The organism is Terriglobus roseus (assembly GCF_900105625.1).
Lineage (GTDB): Bacteria > Acidobacteriota > Terriglobia > Terriglobales > Acidobacteriaceae > Terriglobus > Terriglobus roseus_B.
The window spans coordinates 3027254-3044563 of the sequence record NZ_FNSD01000001.1 but is presented as its reverse complement, the minus strand read 5'-3'; the positions used below and the strand labels follow the sequence as shown (position 1 = coordinate 3044563).

General features: G+C 62.6%; 16 protein-coding genes. 13 read left to right on the top strand and 3 right to left on the bottom strand.

Annotated elements, in window-relative coordinates; genetic code table 11:
• Positions 1-14 precede the first annotated feature (14 nt).
• From BLW03_RS12470 to bshA, 3 genes are all read left to right on the top strand, one after another.
• Positions 15-728, top strand: a complete 714-nt coding sequence (locus BLW03_RS12470; protein WP_074654378.1) for a TFIIB-type zinc ribbon-containing protein — start codon at positions 15-17, stop codon at positions 726-728.
• Between the two features lie 97 nt (positions 729-825).
• Positions 826-1407: a bifunctional pyr operon transcriptional regulator/uracil phosphoribosyltransferase PyrR gene (gene pyrR, locus BLW03_RS12465; RefSeq protein WP_074655985.1), complete on the top strand. Its 582-nt coding sequence runs from the start codon at positions 826-828 to the stop codon at positions 1405-1407.
• Between the two features lie 24 nt (positions 1408-1431).
• Positions 1432-2565, top strand: a complete 1134-nt coding sequence (gene bshA, locus BLW03_RS12460; RefSeq protein WP_074654377.1) for an N-acetyl-alpha-D-glucosaminyl L-malate synthase BshA — start codon at positions 1432-1434, stop codon at positions 2563-2565.
• 4 nt (positions 2566-2569) lie between these two features.
• On the opposite strand, the gene BLW03_RS12455 is transcribed toward bshA, so the two are convergent.
• Positions 2570-3928, bottom strand: coding sequence for a M24 family metallopeptidase (locus tag BLW03_RS12455; protein WP_074654376.1), 1359 nt, complete (start codon positions 3926-3928; stop codon positions 2570-2572).
• Between the two features lie 61 nt (positions 3929-3989).
• Between BLW03_RS12455 and BLW03_RS12450 the strand changes: the two genes are divergently transcribed.
• From BLW03_RS12450 to BLW03_RS12440, 3 genes are all read left to right on the top strand, one after another.
• Positions 3990-4964: an aspartate carbamoyltransferase catalytic subunit gene (locus BLW03_RS12450; RefSeq protein WP_074655984.1), complete on the top strand. Its 975-nt coding sequence runs from the start codon at positions 3990-3992 to the stop codon at positions 4962-4964.
• On the top strand, positions 4961-6319 hold the full coding sequence (locus BLW03_RS12445) for a dihydroorotase (RefSeq protein ID WP_074654375.1): 1359 nt from the start codon (positions 4961-4963) through the stop codon (positions 6317-6319). Before BLW03_RS12450 ends, BLW03_RS12445 begins: the two co-directional genes overlap by 4 nt.
• Positions 6320-6468: 149 nt before the next feature.
• A complete protein-coding gene (locus BLW03_RS12440) occupies positions 6469-7488 on the top strand; it encodes a hypothetical protein (RefSeq protein ID WP_074654374.1) in 1020 nt (339 codons plus the stop codon).
• A gap of 130 nt (positions 7489-7618) precedes the next feature.
• On the opposite strand, the gene BLW03_RS12435 is transcribed toward BLW03_RS12440, so the two are convergent.
• Together BLW03_RS12435 and BLW03_RS12430 are read right to left on the bottom strand one after the other, a co-directional pair.
• Positions 7619-9565, bottom strand: coding sequence for an ATP-dependent DNA ligase (locus tag BLW03_RS12435; RefSeq protein ID WP_074654373.1), 1947 nt, complete (start codon positions 9563-9565; stop codon positions 7619-7621).
• A 56-nt stretch (positions 9566-9621) separates the two neighbouring features.
• Positions 9622-10227, bottom strand: a complete 606-nt coding sequence (locus BLW03_RS12430; RefSeq protein ID WP_212733192.1) for a cysteine hydrolase family protein — start codon at positions 10225-10227, stop codon at positions 9622-9624.
• Positions 10228-10325: 98 nt separating this feature from the next.
• On the opposite strand from BLW03_RS12430, the gene BLW03_RS12425 reads away from it, so the two are divergent.
• The 7 genes from BLW03_RS12425 to BLW03_RS12395 all read left to right on the top strand — a co-directional run bounded on the left by BLW03_RS12425 (position 10326) and on the right by BLW03_RS12395 (position 17193).
• On the top strand, positions 10326-10517 hold the full coding sequence (locus tag BLW03_RS12425; RefSeq protein WP_074655982.1) for a hypothetical protein: 192 nt from the start codon (positions 10326-10328) through the stop codon (positions 10515-10517).
• A 252-nt stretch (positions 10518-10769) separates the two neighbouring features.
• Positions 10770-11843 (top strand): peptide chain release factor 1, encoded by a 1074-nt coding sequence (gene prfA / locus BLW03_RS12420; RefSeq protein WP_074654372.1) that lies wholly within the window; start codon positions 10770-10772, stop codon positions 11841-11843.
• Positions 11844-11845: 2 nt separating this feature from the next.
• On the top strand, positions 11846-12715 hold the full coding sequence (gene prmC, locus BLW03_RS12415; RefSeq protein ID WP_074654371.1) for a peptide chain release factor N(5)-glutamine methyltransferase: 870 nt from the start codon (positions 11846-11848) through the stop codon (positions 12713-12715).
• A gap of 30 nt (positions 12716-12745) precedes the next feature.
• Positions 12746-13150 carry a response regulator gene (locus tag BLW03_RS12410; RefSeq protein ID WP_244502066.1) on the top strand — a complete coding sequence of 135 codons (405 nt, stop codon included), beginning with the start codon at positions 12746-12748 and terminating at the stop codon, positions 13148-13150.
• Positions 13151-13198: 48 nt separating this feature from the next.
• Entirely contained in the window at positions 13199-14245 is a 1047-nt protein-coding gene (locus BLW03_RS12405) for an NAD-dependent epimerase/dehydratase family protein (protein WP_074654369.1), read from the top strand.
• Between the two features lie 149 nt (positions 14246-14394).
• Entirely contained in the window at positions 14395-15714 is a 1320-nt protein-coding gene (locus tag BLW03_RS12400; RefSeq protein ID WP_074654368.1) for a sugar MFS transporter, read from the top strand.
• 159 nt (positions 15715-15873) lie between these two features.
• Positions 15874-17193, top strand: coding sequence for an alkaline phosphatase family protein (locus BLW03_RS12395; protein WP_244502065.1), 1320 nt, complete (start codon positions 15874-15876; stop codon positions 17191-17193).
• The last annotated feature ends 117 nt before the right edge of the window (positions 17194-17310 follow it).

The following is a 17310-nucleotide window of genomic DNA, read 5'->3' as shown; positions in this document are numbered from 1 at the left end:
GTAGCCTTTTGCTAATGGAACAAAGCTGCCCCCGCTGTGGCGCGTCGCTGCCGGTCGTCGATGACGGGCCGGCCGCCTTCTGCGCCCATTGCGGCCTGCCCCAACTCACGGTGTCGGAACACGCGTTACGCGAGCACAGCGAAACCCTGCCACACACTGGCTCCGGCCCGGCGGCCGGCCGCTCCGTGCATTCCACATCGCTGGACTGGCCGGTCGCCATGCGCATTCTTGGCGTGGCAACACTGGCGGGCGTGCTGCCTGCCGCAGCTATTCCCAGCTCTGTAGCGGACGGCACCGTGGGCGGCCTTTCCCTGTTGCTCGTCCCCATGTTGTCCCTGGCTGTTGCGGTCGCCTACCATCGCATTCGCCCTCTTCGCGAGATGTCGCCTGCCACCGGCATGCGCCTGGGCGGCACGCTGGGTCTGATGATGGGATCGCTGATCACATTGCTTACGGGCATCGTGGGGTTCGTGCTGCGCTACCACTTCCACTCGCACACCATGGATGACAAGATCCAGGGCGCCTCGGACGCGATGATGAAGCAGATCACCGACACCTCGCCACCGCCTCCCGAGCTGCTCGGCTTCCTGCAGTCTCCAGAATTTCACGCGGGCAGCTTCATCGCCGGCTATGGCATGACCCTACTGCTGCTGATCCTGGCCGGATCCATCTGCGGCTGGATTGCCGGCGCACTTTTGCGTGCACGGCGGCAGCGCAACCTGGGCTGACGTGCGCTCTCCGGGACATAGCTAATGGGTGAAGACATAGGCGAAGGCAGCCACAAACTTGCCGCGCCCTTCCGCGCCCTCGTATCATCAGCGCACGATGAGCGATAACACCACGCCCCCAGCCACGACGCCACGCATTCGCGAAAAAGGCCGGCTCATGTCCGCGTCTGAGATCGACCGCACGCTCGTGCGCCTGGCGCACCAGATCGTTGAGAAGCACGAAGGCAGCGGTAACCTGGGCCTGATCGGCATCAAGCGCCGTGGCGTGCCGCTGGCGCAGCGCCTTGCAAAGATTATTGAAGGCATTGAGAAGCAACCGGTTGAGACGGGCGTGCTCGACATTTCGTTCTATCGCGACGATCTGTCGACCGCCGGCCCCAAGCCCACGGTGCAGGCCGGGGCGATCGGCTTTGACATTGCCGGGCGCGACATCGTCCTGATGGATGACGTGCTGTACACCGGCCGCACCATCCGCGCCGCGCTGGATGCACTCTTCGACCATGGCCGCCCGCGCTCCGTGCGCCTGCTGGTCCTGATCGATCGCGGCCACCGCGAGCTGCCGATTGAGGCGCAGTTCATCGGCCGCGTCGTGCCCACCTCCTCGAAGGAGATCATCGAGGTGAAGCTGAGTGAAGTCGACGGCACCGACAGTGTTCTGCTCGTGGAACTGACGGACTAGCCGCATGGCAGCCGGGACATCGCAATGAAGATTGGCATCACCTGCTATCCCACCTACGGCGGCAGCGGCGTTGTTGCGACGGAGCTCGGCATTGAGCTTGCCGCGCGCGGCCACCAGGTGCACTTCATCACCTATCAGCAGCCCTTTCGGCTGACCGGCCGCGAGGAAGGCATCTTCTTCCACGAGGTCGCCGTCACGACCTACCCGCTCTTCCAGTACCCGCCCTACGATCTCGCGCTCGCCAGCCGCATGGCCGAAGTGGCCGAGTTCTACGGCCTGGACCTGCTGCATGTGCACTACGCCATTCCGCACTCGGTCAGCGCGCTGCTGGCGCGGCAGATGCTCGCCGCCAAGGGCATACGTCTGCCCTTCATCACTACGCTCCACGGCACGGACATCACGCTCGTCGGCCAGGATCCCGGCTACCTGCCCATCACGCGCTTCGGCATCGAGCAGAGCGACGGCGTGACCAGCATCTCGGCCCACCTGAAGGATGAGACAGAGCGCTCCTTCGGCATCACGCGCGAGATCGAAGTCATCCGCAACTTCGTGAACTGCGACGTCTACAAGCCCGACGAGGCCAAGCGCCGCGAGCTGCGGCCAAGGTATGCGCGCGCAGACGAAAAGATCGTGATCCACCTGTCGAACTTCCGCCGCGTCAAGCGCGTGGGCGACGTGGTGGAGACCTTCGCCCGCATTGCGCGCGAGGTGCCCAGCCGCCTGATGCTGATCGGAGACGGCCCCGACCGTTCCATCGCGGAGCATCTCGCGCTGCAGCACGGCATCCAGGACCGCATCCACTTCCTGGGCAAGCAGGACAGCGTGCAGGATCTGCTGCCCCTGGGCGACCTGATGCTGATGCCGTCCGAGATGGAGAGCTTCGGCCTGGCTGCGCTGGAAGGCATGGCCTGCCGCGTTCCCTGCATCGCCACCCGCGTCGGCGGCGTTCCGGAGCTGGTGGAAGACGGCGTGAACGGCATGCTCTTCCCCGTGGGCGATGTGGCAGCCATGGCAGCAGCGGCGATCCGCATTCTGAAGGACGACACGCTGCAGCAGACCATGGCCGAAGCCGCACGCAAGACCGCGCAGGACAAGTTCTGCACCAGCCGCATCATCCCCATGTACGAGCAGTACTACGAACAGGTGCTGGCACAGTAAGGCACTACTTCGACTGAATGAGGTAGATGCGGTCCTGCAACGGAAAGAAGGTCTTGTAGCCTTCCTTCGTCAGGTACGCATCGTCCTCGTTCATCATGTACACCTTCTGGTTGTTCCACTCGGGGAGTGGCGTTGCCGTGTTCAGCTCGATGGACAGGTAGATGCCCTCCTGCTGAATCTTGTCGTGCGCCGCTCCCGCTTCCGACGAGCGATAGTCCAGGGCCGCGCCGAGGCCGTGGCCCTGCACGCCAATGGGGTGGCTGTAGACCTTCGCCTCAATGCCCTGCTTCTTCATCTCCGCCATAATCTCGGCATAGACCTCGCCGGCCTTGCGTCCGGGCCGCGAGCTCTGTTCCAGCGTGTGCTGCAGCGTGGAGGTGTGCGCGAACGCCACCTTCATGCCAGCCGGGACGTCCTGCTCTCCCGGCAGCAGAACGTAGGCCATCTTCTGCCAGTCGGTGTTCAGGCCCATGCCTGTCACACCAAAGTCAACGTGCAGCAGGTCACCCGGTTGGATGACAGTCGCCTCGGGCTCAATGGCAAGGAAGCCCCGGGATGTGCCAGTATCGCGGCCCTTGCGCTGCAGACGGATGTCCTGCTGAAACCATGTGGTCACATGGTTCGCATACATCGCGTCGTAGAGCCAACGGCGTACATCGCCAACCGTCGTCTTGCCCGGTGTGATGACCTCGTTGGAGAATGCACGCTTCGTCAGTTCGTCCGTCAGTCCCACCAGCAGTTTGTATGTGTCGAACTCGTCGGGAATGCGTGTCGCACAGTACTCCTCGATAAGGTCGGCCGCAGGAACGAAGTGGCCCTCCGCCTCTGGCCCCATGGCCTTCGCCAGGAACTGGTACGAGTCATGCGTGATGGATCGCTGCGCGCCGCGCTTCGCATCCATCGCCAGCGCAATCCGCTTCGGCTTGTACTGCGCGTAGAGCTGCGGCAGGAGCTTCTCCGCGGGAATAGGATCGTCGGGATTCTCAAAAAATCTCTTCAGATTGTCTTCCGAATACCCCGTGATCGCGACCTTGCGAAGATCTGTGCCTGTGTTGATGAAGACAAAGATGTCGCGATTGCCGGTGTAGGGTCGTGGCGGTGCCACATACTCCGTCAGCGGGTCATTGTGAAACTCCTCATTGACCACTATCCACATGTCCACGTGGTTGCGGCGCATCATGTCCAGCAGCAGCGCGTGATGTCTGGCCAGCCAACCCTCGCGGATGGCGATCTGCTGCGACCACGCCGGCAGCCGATACGTTGCACTCTCAAGCGGCTTCGACTGGGCTGCGGAGGACAGCGGGCTGACGGCAGCAAGGGCAAGGCCGATAGACACGGCGTAGATGCGCAGGTTCGAGGACATGATCGATAGTTATACCAACCGGAGCATTGCCCTGACCCTTCCTGCTAACATCGGCAGGAGCATGAGCCTCACTGCTGCCAATCCGCACGCCCCTCACCCCGGTTCGCTGCTTTCGATTCAAGACATCTCTATCGAACAGATCAGCAGCCTGCTGGCGCTGACGAACCATCTGGAGTCGATGCCGCACCGCGAGCGCATGGCACGGCTGGATGGCCGCAAGGTTGCGCTGTTGTTCTACGAATCGTCCACACGTACGCGGACTTCGTTTGAACTGGCGGCGAAGTCGCTGGGCGCCATGACCACGCTGGTCAGCGACAAGTCTTCCTCGATTGAAAAGGGCGAGAGCCTGCATGACACCGGCGTGACGCTGCGCGCGCTGGGTGCCGAGGCGATCATTCTTCGCTCGAACTATTCGGGCGCACCCGAAGTGCTGGCGCGATGCACCGGCCTGCCCGTGTTGAACGCGGGGGATGGCATGCACGAGCACCCCTCGCAGGCGCTGCTGGACCTTCGCACGATGCTGAAGCGGCTGGGACTCTCGGAGTCATTGAGTGCCAACACCCTTGGCGGCCTCACGGTGGTCATCACGGGCGATGTGCGGCACTCGCGTGTAGCGCGTTCGAATGCGATGCTGCTGCCGCGGCTGGGTGCGCGTGTGATCCTGTGCGGACCGCCCGAGCTTTGCCCGAAGGAAGCGCTCTCCATCTCACCGGGTGTTGCGATTGAGCGCGACTTTGAGCACGCACTTTCGCAGGCGAACGTGGCCATGATGCTGCGCATCCAGCGCGAGCGCCTTGCCGGTCTCGATATTGATACCGCCGATTACATCGCGGGCTATCAACTCGATGCGGAGCGGCTTGCGCGTATTGCACCCAAAACCCTCGTGATGCATCCCGGGCCGATGGTGCGTGGACTTGAGATTGATTCTGCTGTGGCCAATGGCCCGCAATCCGCCATTGAAGAGCAGGTGAAGCACGGCCTCGCCATCCGCATGGCGCTGCTGGACCGTGCCCTGCGACCGGAGACAAACGCATGAGTGCCATACTTCTTCGCGGCGGCTGCGTCGTCGATCCCGGCTGCGGCCTGAATGATCTTGGCGATGTTTTCATAGAAGGCGGTCTCGTCACCCAGATGACTTACTCCGGTCGCGCGGGCGAATTGGATCAACTGGCGAAGGACACCGGAGCACAGGTGATCGACTGCGCCGGCCTGACCATTGCGCCGGGCCTGATCGACATGCACGTGCACCTGCGCGAGCCGGGCCAGACGCACAAAGAGACCATCGCGACCGGCACGCTCGCAGCAGTTGCAGGCGGCGTGACAACAGTGGTCGCCATGCCGAACACCGTGCCCGTCACTGACACGGTGGAGTGGCTTCAGTTTGTACAGTCACCCGCGCGTGGCTCGTCGGCTCGTGTGCTCGCAATGCCCGCGGCGACGGTCGGCAGCATGGGCGGCGAGTTGACGGACTATGCCGCGCTGGCCGCAGCAGGTGCCATCGGTTTTACCGATGATGGCAAGCCAGTCCTTGCAGACAGCATGATGGAGCAGGCGTTGATCGCCTCTGCGCGGCTTGGATTGCCGATCTCGCAGCATGCCGAAGACACGCGCATGACCGTGGGCGCCAGCATGAACTTTGGCCCGGTCGCGTTTCGTCTCGGTCTGCGCGGTATGCCGATCGAGGCAGAGTCGAGCATTGTGGATCGCGACATTGCGTTGCTCGAAAAGATCGAACGCGAACACAAACTGAAGCCTCATCTGCATGTGCAACACGTGTCGACGGCAAAGGCGCTTGAATCAATCCGCGCAGCCAGGCAGCGCGGTCTGCATGTGACCTGCGAGGTGGCTCCGCACCACATCGCTTTCACCGATGAAGCCATTGCCGGCGACGAAGCACAACGCTCGCGCCGCTACGACACACACTTCAAGATGAACCCGCCGCTGCGCGCCGCGAGCGATCGTGACGCATGCATCGCGGCGATTCTTGACGGGACAGTGGACGTGATTGCAACTGATCACGCACCGCACGCGGAGCACGAAAAGAACGTGGAGTTCGAGCGTGCGCCCAACGGCATCACCGGACTTGAGACTGCCCTTGGTGCATCGCTGCGCATCCTGCATGGCGAGCATGGCATGCCGCTGCTGAAGGTGCTGGCGCTGTTCACGTCGGCACCGGCAGAGAAGTTCCGCCTGCGCGATCTGGGCCATGATGTGGGCCGGATTGCAGTCGGCGCACCGGCTGACCTGGTGGTCTTCGATGCTGCGCAGCAGTGGTCCTACGATGTTGCGACGACGCGCTCAAAGTCGAAGAACACGCCCTTCCACGGTGCCCCGATGCTTGGCCGCGTGTCGGTCACGATCGTGAACGGCGCGGTCCGTTTCTCCGCGTAACACGAAGGTTGTAGGCGGGCGCGGCGTCAACAAAATTATCAGCGAACTTCACTATGTCGGGCAGCGTTCGTTTTCCCGCCGCGCATCCCACGCGCAGGGTTGAGATTCCTGCCGCCGTGTTCCGGCGCGGTCTCCCCCGGAGGAACGACATGATCTCTCGCAATAACTTTCTGTCTTTTAGAGCATGGCAGCAGCCCGTTGCCGCACTTTCGCTGGTCGTTTGCCTTGCCACCGGCTGCAGCAAGCAGCAGAGCGCAATTGATGCGGCGAAGAAGGATGTCGCAACGAGCGGTCAGCCCGAAGAGGTGATCTACGTTGACGGCGCCGGCAACACGACCGTCACCATGGTCAGCGCGCCCGCCCCCGGCACTGCGCAGCCCACGATGGTGCAGACCACGGCACCCGCCGGAACCCAGAACATTACCGGCCTGCCCGACTGGAGCAACGGCCAGCATCCACAGCCGCGCCACGCCGCTCGTTATAAGCAGCCCGGCGTGATGGTTCAGGCGGCAGCCGTGGCCGAGCCAGGCACAGCAACCGATCCCAACGCGCGCCCCTACAGTGCGCCCGTGGCCCCCGCGGCGGATGGCAACACGTACGCTGCGCCTGCGAACTTTGTGCCGACGAACGTCACCATCCCTGCAGGCACCAGCCTTGCCATTCGTATCAATCAGCGCATCGACGTGAAGCACGCGGCACCAGGCGAGCGCTTCACCGGCGTGCTCGCTGAGGGCGTCTCGCGCGACGGCAATGTCATTCTGCCGCGCGGCACGAACGTGCGTGGCGTAGTCGACGCGGCGCATCGTCGCGGTCACTTCAAGGGCCGCTCGATCCTGGAACTGCGTCTGACTTCGATTGTCTTCAACGGCAAGGTCTACCCGCTTGAGACAGCTGACTTCGTTGCCAGCAAGAAGGGCAAGGGCAAGCGTTCGGCAGCCTTTATCGGCGGCACGGCGGGCGTAGGCATGCTGGTGGGCGGACTCGCAACAGGTGGCGTTGGGCTCGCTGTCGGCGGACTCGCAGGCGGTGGCCTCGGCACGCTGCTGGCGGGTGCAACAGGCAATCGCGACATCGTGATTCCCGCAGAATCGCTGGTTCGCTTCCGCCTGGAAGACGACCTGACCGTACAGCCCGCAGACGCTGGCACCGCACAGGTCGCAGAGCGCTAACGGCTACTGCTTCGCCTAAGCGACGATAAAAGGTGAAGTGATCCTCCGGGTGCCCGTTCTTTGCGAGCAAAGGTGGGGCACCCAAGCCTTTGATCCTTAAGAGAAGACGGCAACCTTTGGGTTGCCCTTCTCACTGCCCTTCCGAAGTCTCAAATGGCTTGTCTGGCTGCGACTGGTAGATCTCTTCAACCCGCTCCAGCGTATCGATCTCTGCGGTTGGCTTGTCCTGCCGGATCTGCACAATGCGCGGAAAGCGGAGCGCAAAGCCACTGGCGTGGCGATCGCTGCGCATGACATTGTTGAAGGCGATCTCCAGCACGATCAGCGGTTCCACCGTGCGGAAATGGCCGGTGTCTTCCAGCGTATGTTCCTTGCACCACTGCGTCAGCTCAACGATCTCCACGTCCGTGAGGCCGCCATACGCCTTGCCGACATTCAGCAACGATCCCTCCGGTCCGCGGATCGCGAAGGTGTAATCGGAGAGCAGTTGCGACCGGCGTCCGCTGCCATATTCCGCACCGGTGATGACGACATCCAGCGTGTCCAGCGTACGCTTCAGCTTCATCCAGCTCAGCCCGCGACGGCCGGGCACATAGAGCGACTCACTCGCCTTGATCATCACGCCTTCATTGCCGCGATCACGCGCTGCAACATAGGTCCGATCAAGCTCCTCGGCCGAGTGCGCCTCGACAATCTGCGATAGCTTCAACCGCTGTTCGCCGTCGGGCACGAGCGCTCCCTCATCAGCGAACAGACCGCCCGAGGGCATCGGCGCCGGCAGCTCCAGCGGCGAACGTGTGACTGCGCCAACCTTTGTCGCCAGCGCCTCCAACCGGTGCCGACGTTCGCGCAGCGGCAGGTCCAGCAACAGTTCTCCACCGGCAAACAACAGGTCAAAGGCCATGAAGACAACCGGCGTGCTCACACGAATGTCATTCGAAACGCGTTTGCGGCCAATCCGTGGCGACAGTACAGCAAACGGCATCGCACGGTCTGTGCGCACGTCCCACGCCAGCAATTCCCCGTCGAGTATGACTCCCTGCGCATCGCCGTGAAGCACCGCCGTGTCGATGCGGCTAAAGGCCTCGACAATCTCCGGATAACTCACCGTCACATCTTCGCGATTGCGTGAGTACAGCGCCACGCGGCCCGGCTGCGTTGCGTCGCCGCAGTGCAGCTGCACCCGCATGCCGTCGAACTTGTCCTCGACCTGCGCGCTCAGCCGGATTGCTTCCACCGGTACATGCTCCACATCAGGGTCTTCGAGCGACGACTCATCCTCTTCGACGATGTGCGGCCCCGGTTCCGCATCGCTCGCGGGTGCTCCGGAGATGTCGGCATCCCGTGCGGCATCGGGCTTGGAGGCAAATCGCTTCACGGCTTCAGCAGCCGTCTCCACCGGCGACGCCAGCATGAAGCCCAGCGGATGGAAGAGACGCATGCGCGCTTCACCCAGCGTGCCAGCAAATGCCATGCGTGTGGCCTGCGACAGGTCCGCCTCCAGCATCACGGCATTGCGCAGTGCAGACAGCGGCTGTTCACTGGCGACGGCAATCGCTTCCTCAATCAGCGCCTGCTTCACGCCAATCCGCATATCGCCGTTGATGAGCTTGATGAGGTACTTCGCCTCAACGGGCGAGCATCGCTGCAGCAGACCGGCAAGAATCTCCTGCCGCGCTGCCGTCGTCTTCGCAGCAGGAATCGCCGCAAACGCCGCCTCGATCTCGCGCAGCGTCAGCGTGGGTTCCGGTGCATGGCCCAGTTCCGCAAACAGATCGCCCGCCGCCGCGCCCAGATCGCCATGCCGCCGCCACGCCGCGGTGAACTGCGCCTCTGTCGGCTTCACGATCTCCCGAATCGTCTTTGAAAGAATGGCGCCGCCCAGATTCAGCTTGCGTGTATCAGCCTCGCTGAACGGTTCACCCGAAAGATAGAGCGCAAATAATCCTGCGTCCTGCGTATCGCCCGCATCGCGCGCCGCAAGAATGCCCGCCGCGATCGCCGCGCGCTTTTTCAGCTTGCTGGACGTTGCAGCGAGCTCATCGGCCAGTTGTGCGAGTTGGAGAAAGAACGCCATAGCGTTCTTATGCAGATGCACCACCCCCCACCGGGTTGGCTAACCCGCATCTGCCGCTACGCCAGCTCCGATAGAAACTGGTCGTGCGTTTTGATCTCGGCAAACATCGGCAGGTTGACTTCGAAGGTCATGCGCTGCGCCTCCTCGGACAATGTCGCAGAACAGTCCGACAGCGCCGTGACGTGAAAGCCGCGCTCATACGCGCTGCGGCCCGTCGATTCCACGCAGCAGTTGGACAGGAATCCGGCTACGACAACGTGCTGAATTCCCAGGCTCCGCAGAATGAAGTCGACATTCGTACTGGCAAAGCAATCCAGGCCACGCTTGCCTTCGATGACGATGTCGGCTTCGGCCCGCGGCAGCGCATCGACAATCTCGGCGCCCCAGGTACCCCGCCGAAAGGCATTGCTGTCCACAACGCCCTTCAGGATGCCATACGGCCGTGGCGTGATCTCGCGGTAGCCCTCGGCAAAGCTGATGGGTGCAAACATGATCGTCACACCGGCGGCTCGGGCCGCCTCCAGCGTCTTCTGCGTGTTCGCCAGCATATTCGTGGACTCCATCACGCCCTTCACGCCGGCGTGCAGCGCGCCACCTTCACTCACGAAGTCGTTCTGGTACTCGATCAGCAGCAGTGCGGTCGTCTTCGGGTCGATGGGCATGTGTGGTTCTCCTTTTTCTCGTCACTGTCCTGTTGGACGTCGCAAATCGCAGGTGGAACAATTGTCTCGCGTCTGCGTATAGCTTCCTGGAGGGCGCCGTGCTCAAGTTACTCCTATTCTGCGTTCTGTTCGTCCTGTGCTGGCCGCTCGCTCTGATCGCGCTGGTGCTGTACCCCGTCGTGTGGCTTCTGCTGCTGCCCTTCCGCGTTGTTGGAATCGCGGTCGAGGGTGTGCTGGAGCTGATCTCGGCACTGTTCACGCTGCCCGTGCGGCTGATCCGCGCGATCTAACGCAGCAAGACCGTGAATCCGCCTGCCGCCGCGATGCGGTTCCCTGCGCTGCATCCGGCCGCACGCGCTATCATCGAATAAGAGTCATGGTGCGCGCCCTGTCCAATTCGGTGAATTCCTCCCGCTCAGCGGCCGCCCGTCTCGGCTTTGCCTAGCTACGTCTCCCCGACGCAGCCGCGCGTTTCGCGCACTTTTCGCTTCCCAAAATTCTGATCTGTGACTGCCCTGCTCACCGCAGGAGGAGATTCGCCCATGTTTGACCGCCTGGAACAACTGGAAGACCGCTTCAAAGAGCTCGAAAAAGAGCTGTCGGACCCTGCACTGGTAAGCGATCAGACCCGCTACCAGAAGATCACCAAGCAGCATCGGGATATGGAGCCCGTCATCGAGCGCTTCCGTGAGTACAAGCGCGTCGCTGCCGGCATCACCGACGCCAGGGCCATGATGGCTGAAGACGATGCGGACATGCGCTCCATGGCGCAGGAAGAACTCTCCGGCCTGGAACCGCGCCTGCTGGAAGTTGAAGAGCAGTTGAAGATCATGCTGCTGCCCAAGGATCCCAACGATGACAAGAACGTCGTTCTGGAAATCCGCGCAGCTACCGGTGGCGACGAGGCTTCGCTCTTCGCCGGCGAGGTCTTCCGTATGTACCTGCGCTACGCCGAGCAGCATCGCTGGAAGGTCCAGATTCTCTCCGAAACGGAGTCGACTGTCGGCGGCATGAAGGATGTGACCGCGCTGATCGAAGGCGACCGCGTCTACTCTTCCCTGAAGTATGAGAGCGGCGTACACCGCGTGCAGCGTGTGCCTGCAACCGAGACGCAGGGCCGCGTCCACACCTCGGCCATCACCGTCGCCGTTCTGCCGGAGGCGGAAGAGGTCGACGTGAAGGTGGAACAGAAGGATCTGCGCATCGACACCTTCTGTTCGTCCGGACCGGGCGGCCAGTCGGTCAATACGACCTACTCCGCCATCCGCATCACGCACCTGCCCACCAACACGGTCGTCAGCTGCCAGGATGAGAAGTCGCAGATCAAGAACCGTGAAAAAGCCATGCGCGTCCTGCGTTCGCGTCTTTACGAAGTCGAGATGGAGAAGCAGCATCAGTTGCAGGCCACCGCGCGTAAGTCGCAGGTCGGAACAGGCGATCGCAGCGAAAAGATCCGCACCTATAACTTTCCGCAGAACCGCTTCACCGACCACCGCATCGGCCTGACCCTCCACCAGTTGGAGTACGTGATGGAAGGCAAGCTGCAGCCGGTGATCGACGCACTGATTGCACATGACACCAACGAACGCCTGAAGGCGGAAGCGGTGGCTGCGTAAGCATGCACGATCCTCTTACGATTAAAGGCGCAACGGTTCAGTCTGCATTGACCTTCGGCACGGCGCGTCTCGCGATGAGCGATGACCTGCGCGAGAACGCCGCACGCGATGCCCAGCAGATCCTTGAGATTGCAACGGGCCTTACCCGTGTGCAGATGCTGGCCCAGCCGGATCGCCCACTGCGCGAGGAAGAGGCCGGATCGTTCCAGGGCATGATTGCCCAGCGTCGCGGCGCGGTGCCCATCCAGCACCTGCGCGGATCGCAGGAGTTCTTCGGCCGGGACTTCTTCGTCTCGCCGGATGTGCTGATCCCCCGTCCTGAGACGGAACACATCGTCGAAGAGGTCTTGCGGCTCTACCCCGATCGCAACGCTCCGCTGAAGATCGCGGATGTCGGCACCGGCAGCGGCATCCTCGCCATCACGCTGGCGCTGGAGTATCCGAAGAGCTCTGTCACCGCTCTCGACATCTCTCCGGCTGCATTACGTGAAGCTCGTACCAACGCCGCCCGCCTGGGCGCAGATCGCATCGTTTTTTTGGAATCGGATCTGATGGCCGCTGTTGCGGGACAGTCGTTCGACCTGATCGTCTCCAACCCGCCATACATACCGCAGCAGGAAGCCTCGACGCTGCACCGGCAGGTGGTTCTGCATGAGCCGCACCTCGCACTCTTCGGCGGCGAAGATGGTCTCGACATCTTGCGTCGACTCATCCCACAAGCCTCGCAGCACCTCGTACCCGGGGGCTGGCAGTTGCTGGAAACCGCAGGCCGCACCGCTGCACTGGATGAACTGCTGAAGACGGGTAAGAATCAGCACTATGTCGCCGACCTGCAGGGCATAGAGCGGATCGCGTGCGTGCAGCAGGCGTAGAGTTGCATCCAACGGACGGAGGTCCCTCCCTTGTTCTTACGCCCCTGTTTTCTGGTCGTCGATCGTGAGTTCGCCGGCAGCATCTCAAGCCGCAAGCTGGTCATTGAGACCGCAAAGTTCAACGTCATCACCGCCTACTCCATCGCGGAAGCCGAAGCGACGATTGAGCGCTTCCCGGGAATCCACGGCATTGTGGTAAGCGCCGGCAATGACGACCTCGTCAGCAGATTCCTGAAAGCCGTAAGGGCGCACCATCCGGACATCAAGCTCGTCCTGACCGGCCACGCCGTGGATGACGATGCGCCATGCGATGCGCACGTCGAAGGCTATGCACCAGACAAGCTGTTGCATGCACTGAAGAAGCTTTTTCCGGATGAAGCAGCTACGGCAGAATCGATTGAGAGGAAGCTCGAAGGCGACGTGGAGAAGCCCTAGTCTGGCCTGCTGCATCGCTTGAACACGGCAATGGGACAATAGATCTCGATGGCTCATTATCTTGTCACCGGCGCATCCGGCTTCTTTGGCGGCATCCTGAAGCGGCGGCTGCTGCGCGAAGGCCACACCGTAGTCAACATTGACCTTGAGGTGGATGAAGACGCCGGCCTGCCCGGTCTGACCAGCATTCGCGGCGACCTTCGCAATCGTGTGCGCATGGAGCAGATCTTCGCAGAACATCGCTTTGACGCCATCTTCCACGCCGCGGCCCAGCTCGCGCATGGCATGCATCTGGACGAAGAGCTGCTGTGGACCAGCAACGTGGACGCCACGGTTCTGCTGGCGGAACTGGCAAAGCAGCACGGCGTGAAGCCGTTTGTGTTCGTGTCCACCAACTGCCTGTGGGCCTCGAACCTGGGCCATCCGGTGCACGAAGAGCGGGACATTCCCGCGCCCATCGAGATTTACGGCCGCTCCAAGCTGGAGGCAGAGGTGCGCTTGCGCGCCTTCTTCGACGACCTGAACGTCGTCATTCTGCGCTGCCCCACCATCATGGACGAAGGCCGACTCGGCCTGCTGGCCATCCTGTACGAATTCATGGACGACCACAAGACCGTGTGGGTCGTGGGCGATGGCGGCAACCAGTACCAGTTCATCTACGGCGACGACCTCGCAACCGCCTGCATCCTGGGTGCGCAGTACGGACGCAGCGGCCTCTTCCATACGGGCAGCGACGATGTGAAGAGCATGCGCGCTGTCTACGAGAGCGTCATTGCGGCGGGCGGCAGCCGGAGCAAGGTGCGCTCCCTGCCCAAGGGGCCGACCATCGCCGCCATGATGGCCGCGCACAAGCTGCGCATCTCGCCGCTGGGGCCGTATCACTACAAGATGATCGCGGAGAGCTTCGTCTTCGACACGACGGCCATCAAGCGCGAACTGGGCTGGCAGCCCACCCTGACCAACGAACAGATGCTGCTGAAGGCCTACGCCCACTATCGCGACCACCGCACAGAGATCCACGGCCGCACGGACGTCTCGGCTCACCGCAAACCCGCGGGGATGGGTGTGATTCGGCTGCTGAAGTGGCTCTCCTAGCCTTACACGGGGCATTCGCACGCCGCAGATCGCGCGATGTACGGCCACCACGGACGAATTCCGTGTTGCATTCGTGACGCATCCGCCCGCACACGATACCCTTTAAAGTGCAGCGCCGCGCACCTGCGGCCCAGAAGGAAGCCCACACTTTGGCCATTTCGACCACCACATCCACCACTTCTTTTTACGGTCGCAAGAGCACCGACTACCGTGCGATGAGTATCGCGACCACGCTCTTCTTCATGTGGGGCTTCCTCACCTGCATGAACGACATCCTGATTCCGCACCTGAAGAGCATCTTCGAGCTCAGCATTGCGGAAGCCGCGCTGATTCAGACGGCGTTCTTCGGTTCGTACTTCCTGTTCGCGATGCCCGCGGGCAAACTGGTGGAGTACCGCGGCTATAAACAGACGATGGTCGTCGGACTCGTCGTCGCCGCTGCCGGTGCGGTCCTGTTCATTCCTGCTGCGCGCCTGGCGTCATATCCCATCTTCCTGGCGGCGCAGGTGGTCCTGGCCGCCGGCATCACCTGCCTGCAGGTTTCGGCGAATCCGTTCGTCGCCAGCGTCGGACCGACGGCCACCGCCTCCAGCCGGTTGAACCTGTCACAGGCCTTCAACTCGCTTGGCACCACCATTGCTCCGTGGATCGGCCGTGTCACCATTCTGGCTGGTGTCACCGCGATGAGCACGCTTGAAGTCAGCCGCCTGTCGGATGCCCAGCGCGTCGCCTACCGTGCGCACGAAGCTTCCACCGTGACGATGCCTTACCTTGTCATCACCGGCATCCTGCTGGTGTTGGCCGGCTTGCTGGCCTCCGTGCGACTCGACACCAGCGAACACATGACGGTCGACTACCGGCCCATCGCTGGATTCGGCGCCAGCATCTGGAATCAGCCCTGGCTGCTGCTGGGTGCTCTTGGCATCTTCGTTTACGTCGGCGCAGAAGTCTCGATCGGCAGCTTCCTGATCGGCTACTTCGGCCAGCCCGGCGTGGGCGGCATGACGGCCGTGCAGGCCGCGGGCATGGTTCCCTACTACTGGGGCGGCGCGATGATCGGCCGCTTCATCGGCTCGGCCATACTGCAGCGCGTCCGCACCGGCACCCTCCTCGGCCTGGCGGGCGGAGTCGCCTGCGCACTGGTCCTGACCAGCGTCCTGACCCACGGCAACACGGCGGTCTACACGATCCTCGCAGTTGGCTTCTTCAACTCCATCATGTTCCCCAGCATCTTCGCGCTGGGCCTGACGGACCTGGGCGAGCTCACCAGCAAGGGATCCAGCCTGCTGGTACAGGCCATCGTCGGCGGCGCCATCATTCCGTATGTCTACGGCAAGGTCGCCGACCATGTGGGCTACCAGCACGCCTTCATCATCCCCGCGGTCTGCTACGTGTACATCGCGATCTATGGCTTCGCTGCCAATGGTCGCAAGCCGATGTACCCGGCCCTTCCGAAGGAACAGATCTAAGGAACACGTTTTCACAAGAACGATGGCTTCAGCCGCGAGGGAACCCCCTCCAAGGCTGAAGCCATTTGTTTTGCGACTTGCGAGCCTCGCCCATCAGAACGCGCAGAGACACCATCCGCGGCAACACAATCGCAATCTCTGTGTGATTCAATGACCCGCATGAAGAAGCTGCTCTCCACTGTCGCCGCGCTCTGCCTTGCCGCCACCACCCTCGCCGCACAGACACCTCAGCGCAAGCCCATGGTCGTCGTCATCAGCCTGGACGCCTTCGGCGCATCGCTGCTGCACGATCCCCTATTGCCCGTTCCGGCCCTTCATGCCCTCATGCAGAACGGCGCCTACGCCTCCAGCATGCAGCCCGTAAACCCCACGGTCACCTGGCCGAATCACACCGCGATGGTCACTGGCGTCACACCGGCGAAGCACGGCCTGATCGCCAATGGCCAGATCACCGGGCAGCGGACCGGCGGCCCCATCACCGTCGAGTTTCACGCACCCAAATCCCAGCTCGTACGCGTCCCCACCGTCTATGAAGCCGCACACGCTGCCGGCATGACTACCGCAGAGATGGACTGGGTCGCCATCGAACACGCCGGCATCGACTACAGCTTCTTCGAGCAGCCCGAGCGCGACAGCAAACTCATCCAGGAGATGCTCGCCGACGGCAGCCTTTCGCAGGCTGAACTCGACAACTTCCGTAAGGCGTCGCAGCCCTCGCGCGACCGCATCTACACGCGTGCAGCGGCCTACACGATCAAGCACCACCACCCGAACCTGACGCTGCTGCACCTGCTGGCGCTCGACTCGGCCGAGCACACCTATGGTTACGGCACGCCGGCCGGCGTCGTTACCGCAGCCTTCCTGGACGACCGGGTTGCGGAAGTCGTGCAGGCTGTGAAGGACGCAGGCGACCTCGACCGAACGACGTTCCTCATCGTCAGCGACCACGGCCAGAGCAGCGTGCACCACACCGCCGATCCCAACGCGATCCTGCGCGACGCCGGCATCAAGCCTTCCGAAGCAACCGCACTTGCCGAAGGCGGAGCCGCATACATCTACGAAGCGCACGCAACTCCGGAGCTCTCCGCAAAGATCCGCGCAGCCTTCGCCGCATCCCCCGCCACCGACACGGTGCCCACCGACGCCGAGATCAGCGCCCAGGGCTGGCCAACGCCGCACGACGCGGGCAAGCCGAATCCCACGGCCTTCGATGTGCTGGCGTATGCGAAGGAAGACTGGAAGTTCAGTGAGATCAAGCCGGGCACAACGCCGACCGAAAACCAGACCGGCGCACACGGCTACCCCAACACCCGCCCGCTGATGCAGGAGATCTTCATCGCAGAAGGTGCCGCCATCAAGCCGCACGCAGGCGAGCAGCCACCCTTCCCCAACCTGAACGTGGCCGCCACCATTGCACAGATCCTCGGCCTGCCGCAGACCGGCATGGACGGCAAACCGGTGACCGCCATCTTGAAGTAGATCGTGACCGGAAACTCATGCGGACTGCTCGACGACTCGGGCTGCCAAGACTGGATCACCTAGGGGCAGCTGAACAGGATCGACTCGGGTAATTTGAAAAAGTGAATCGTGCATTGC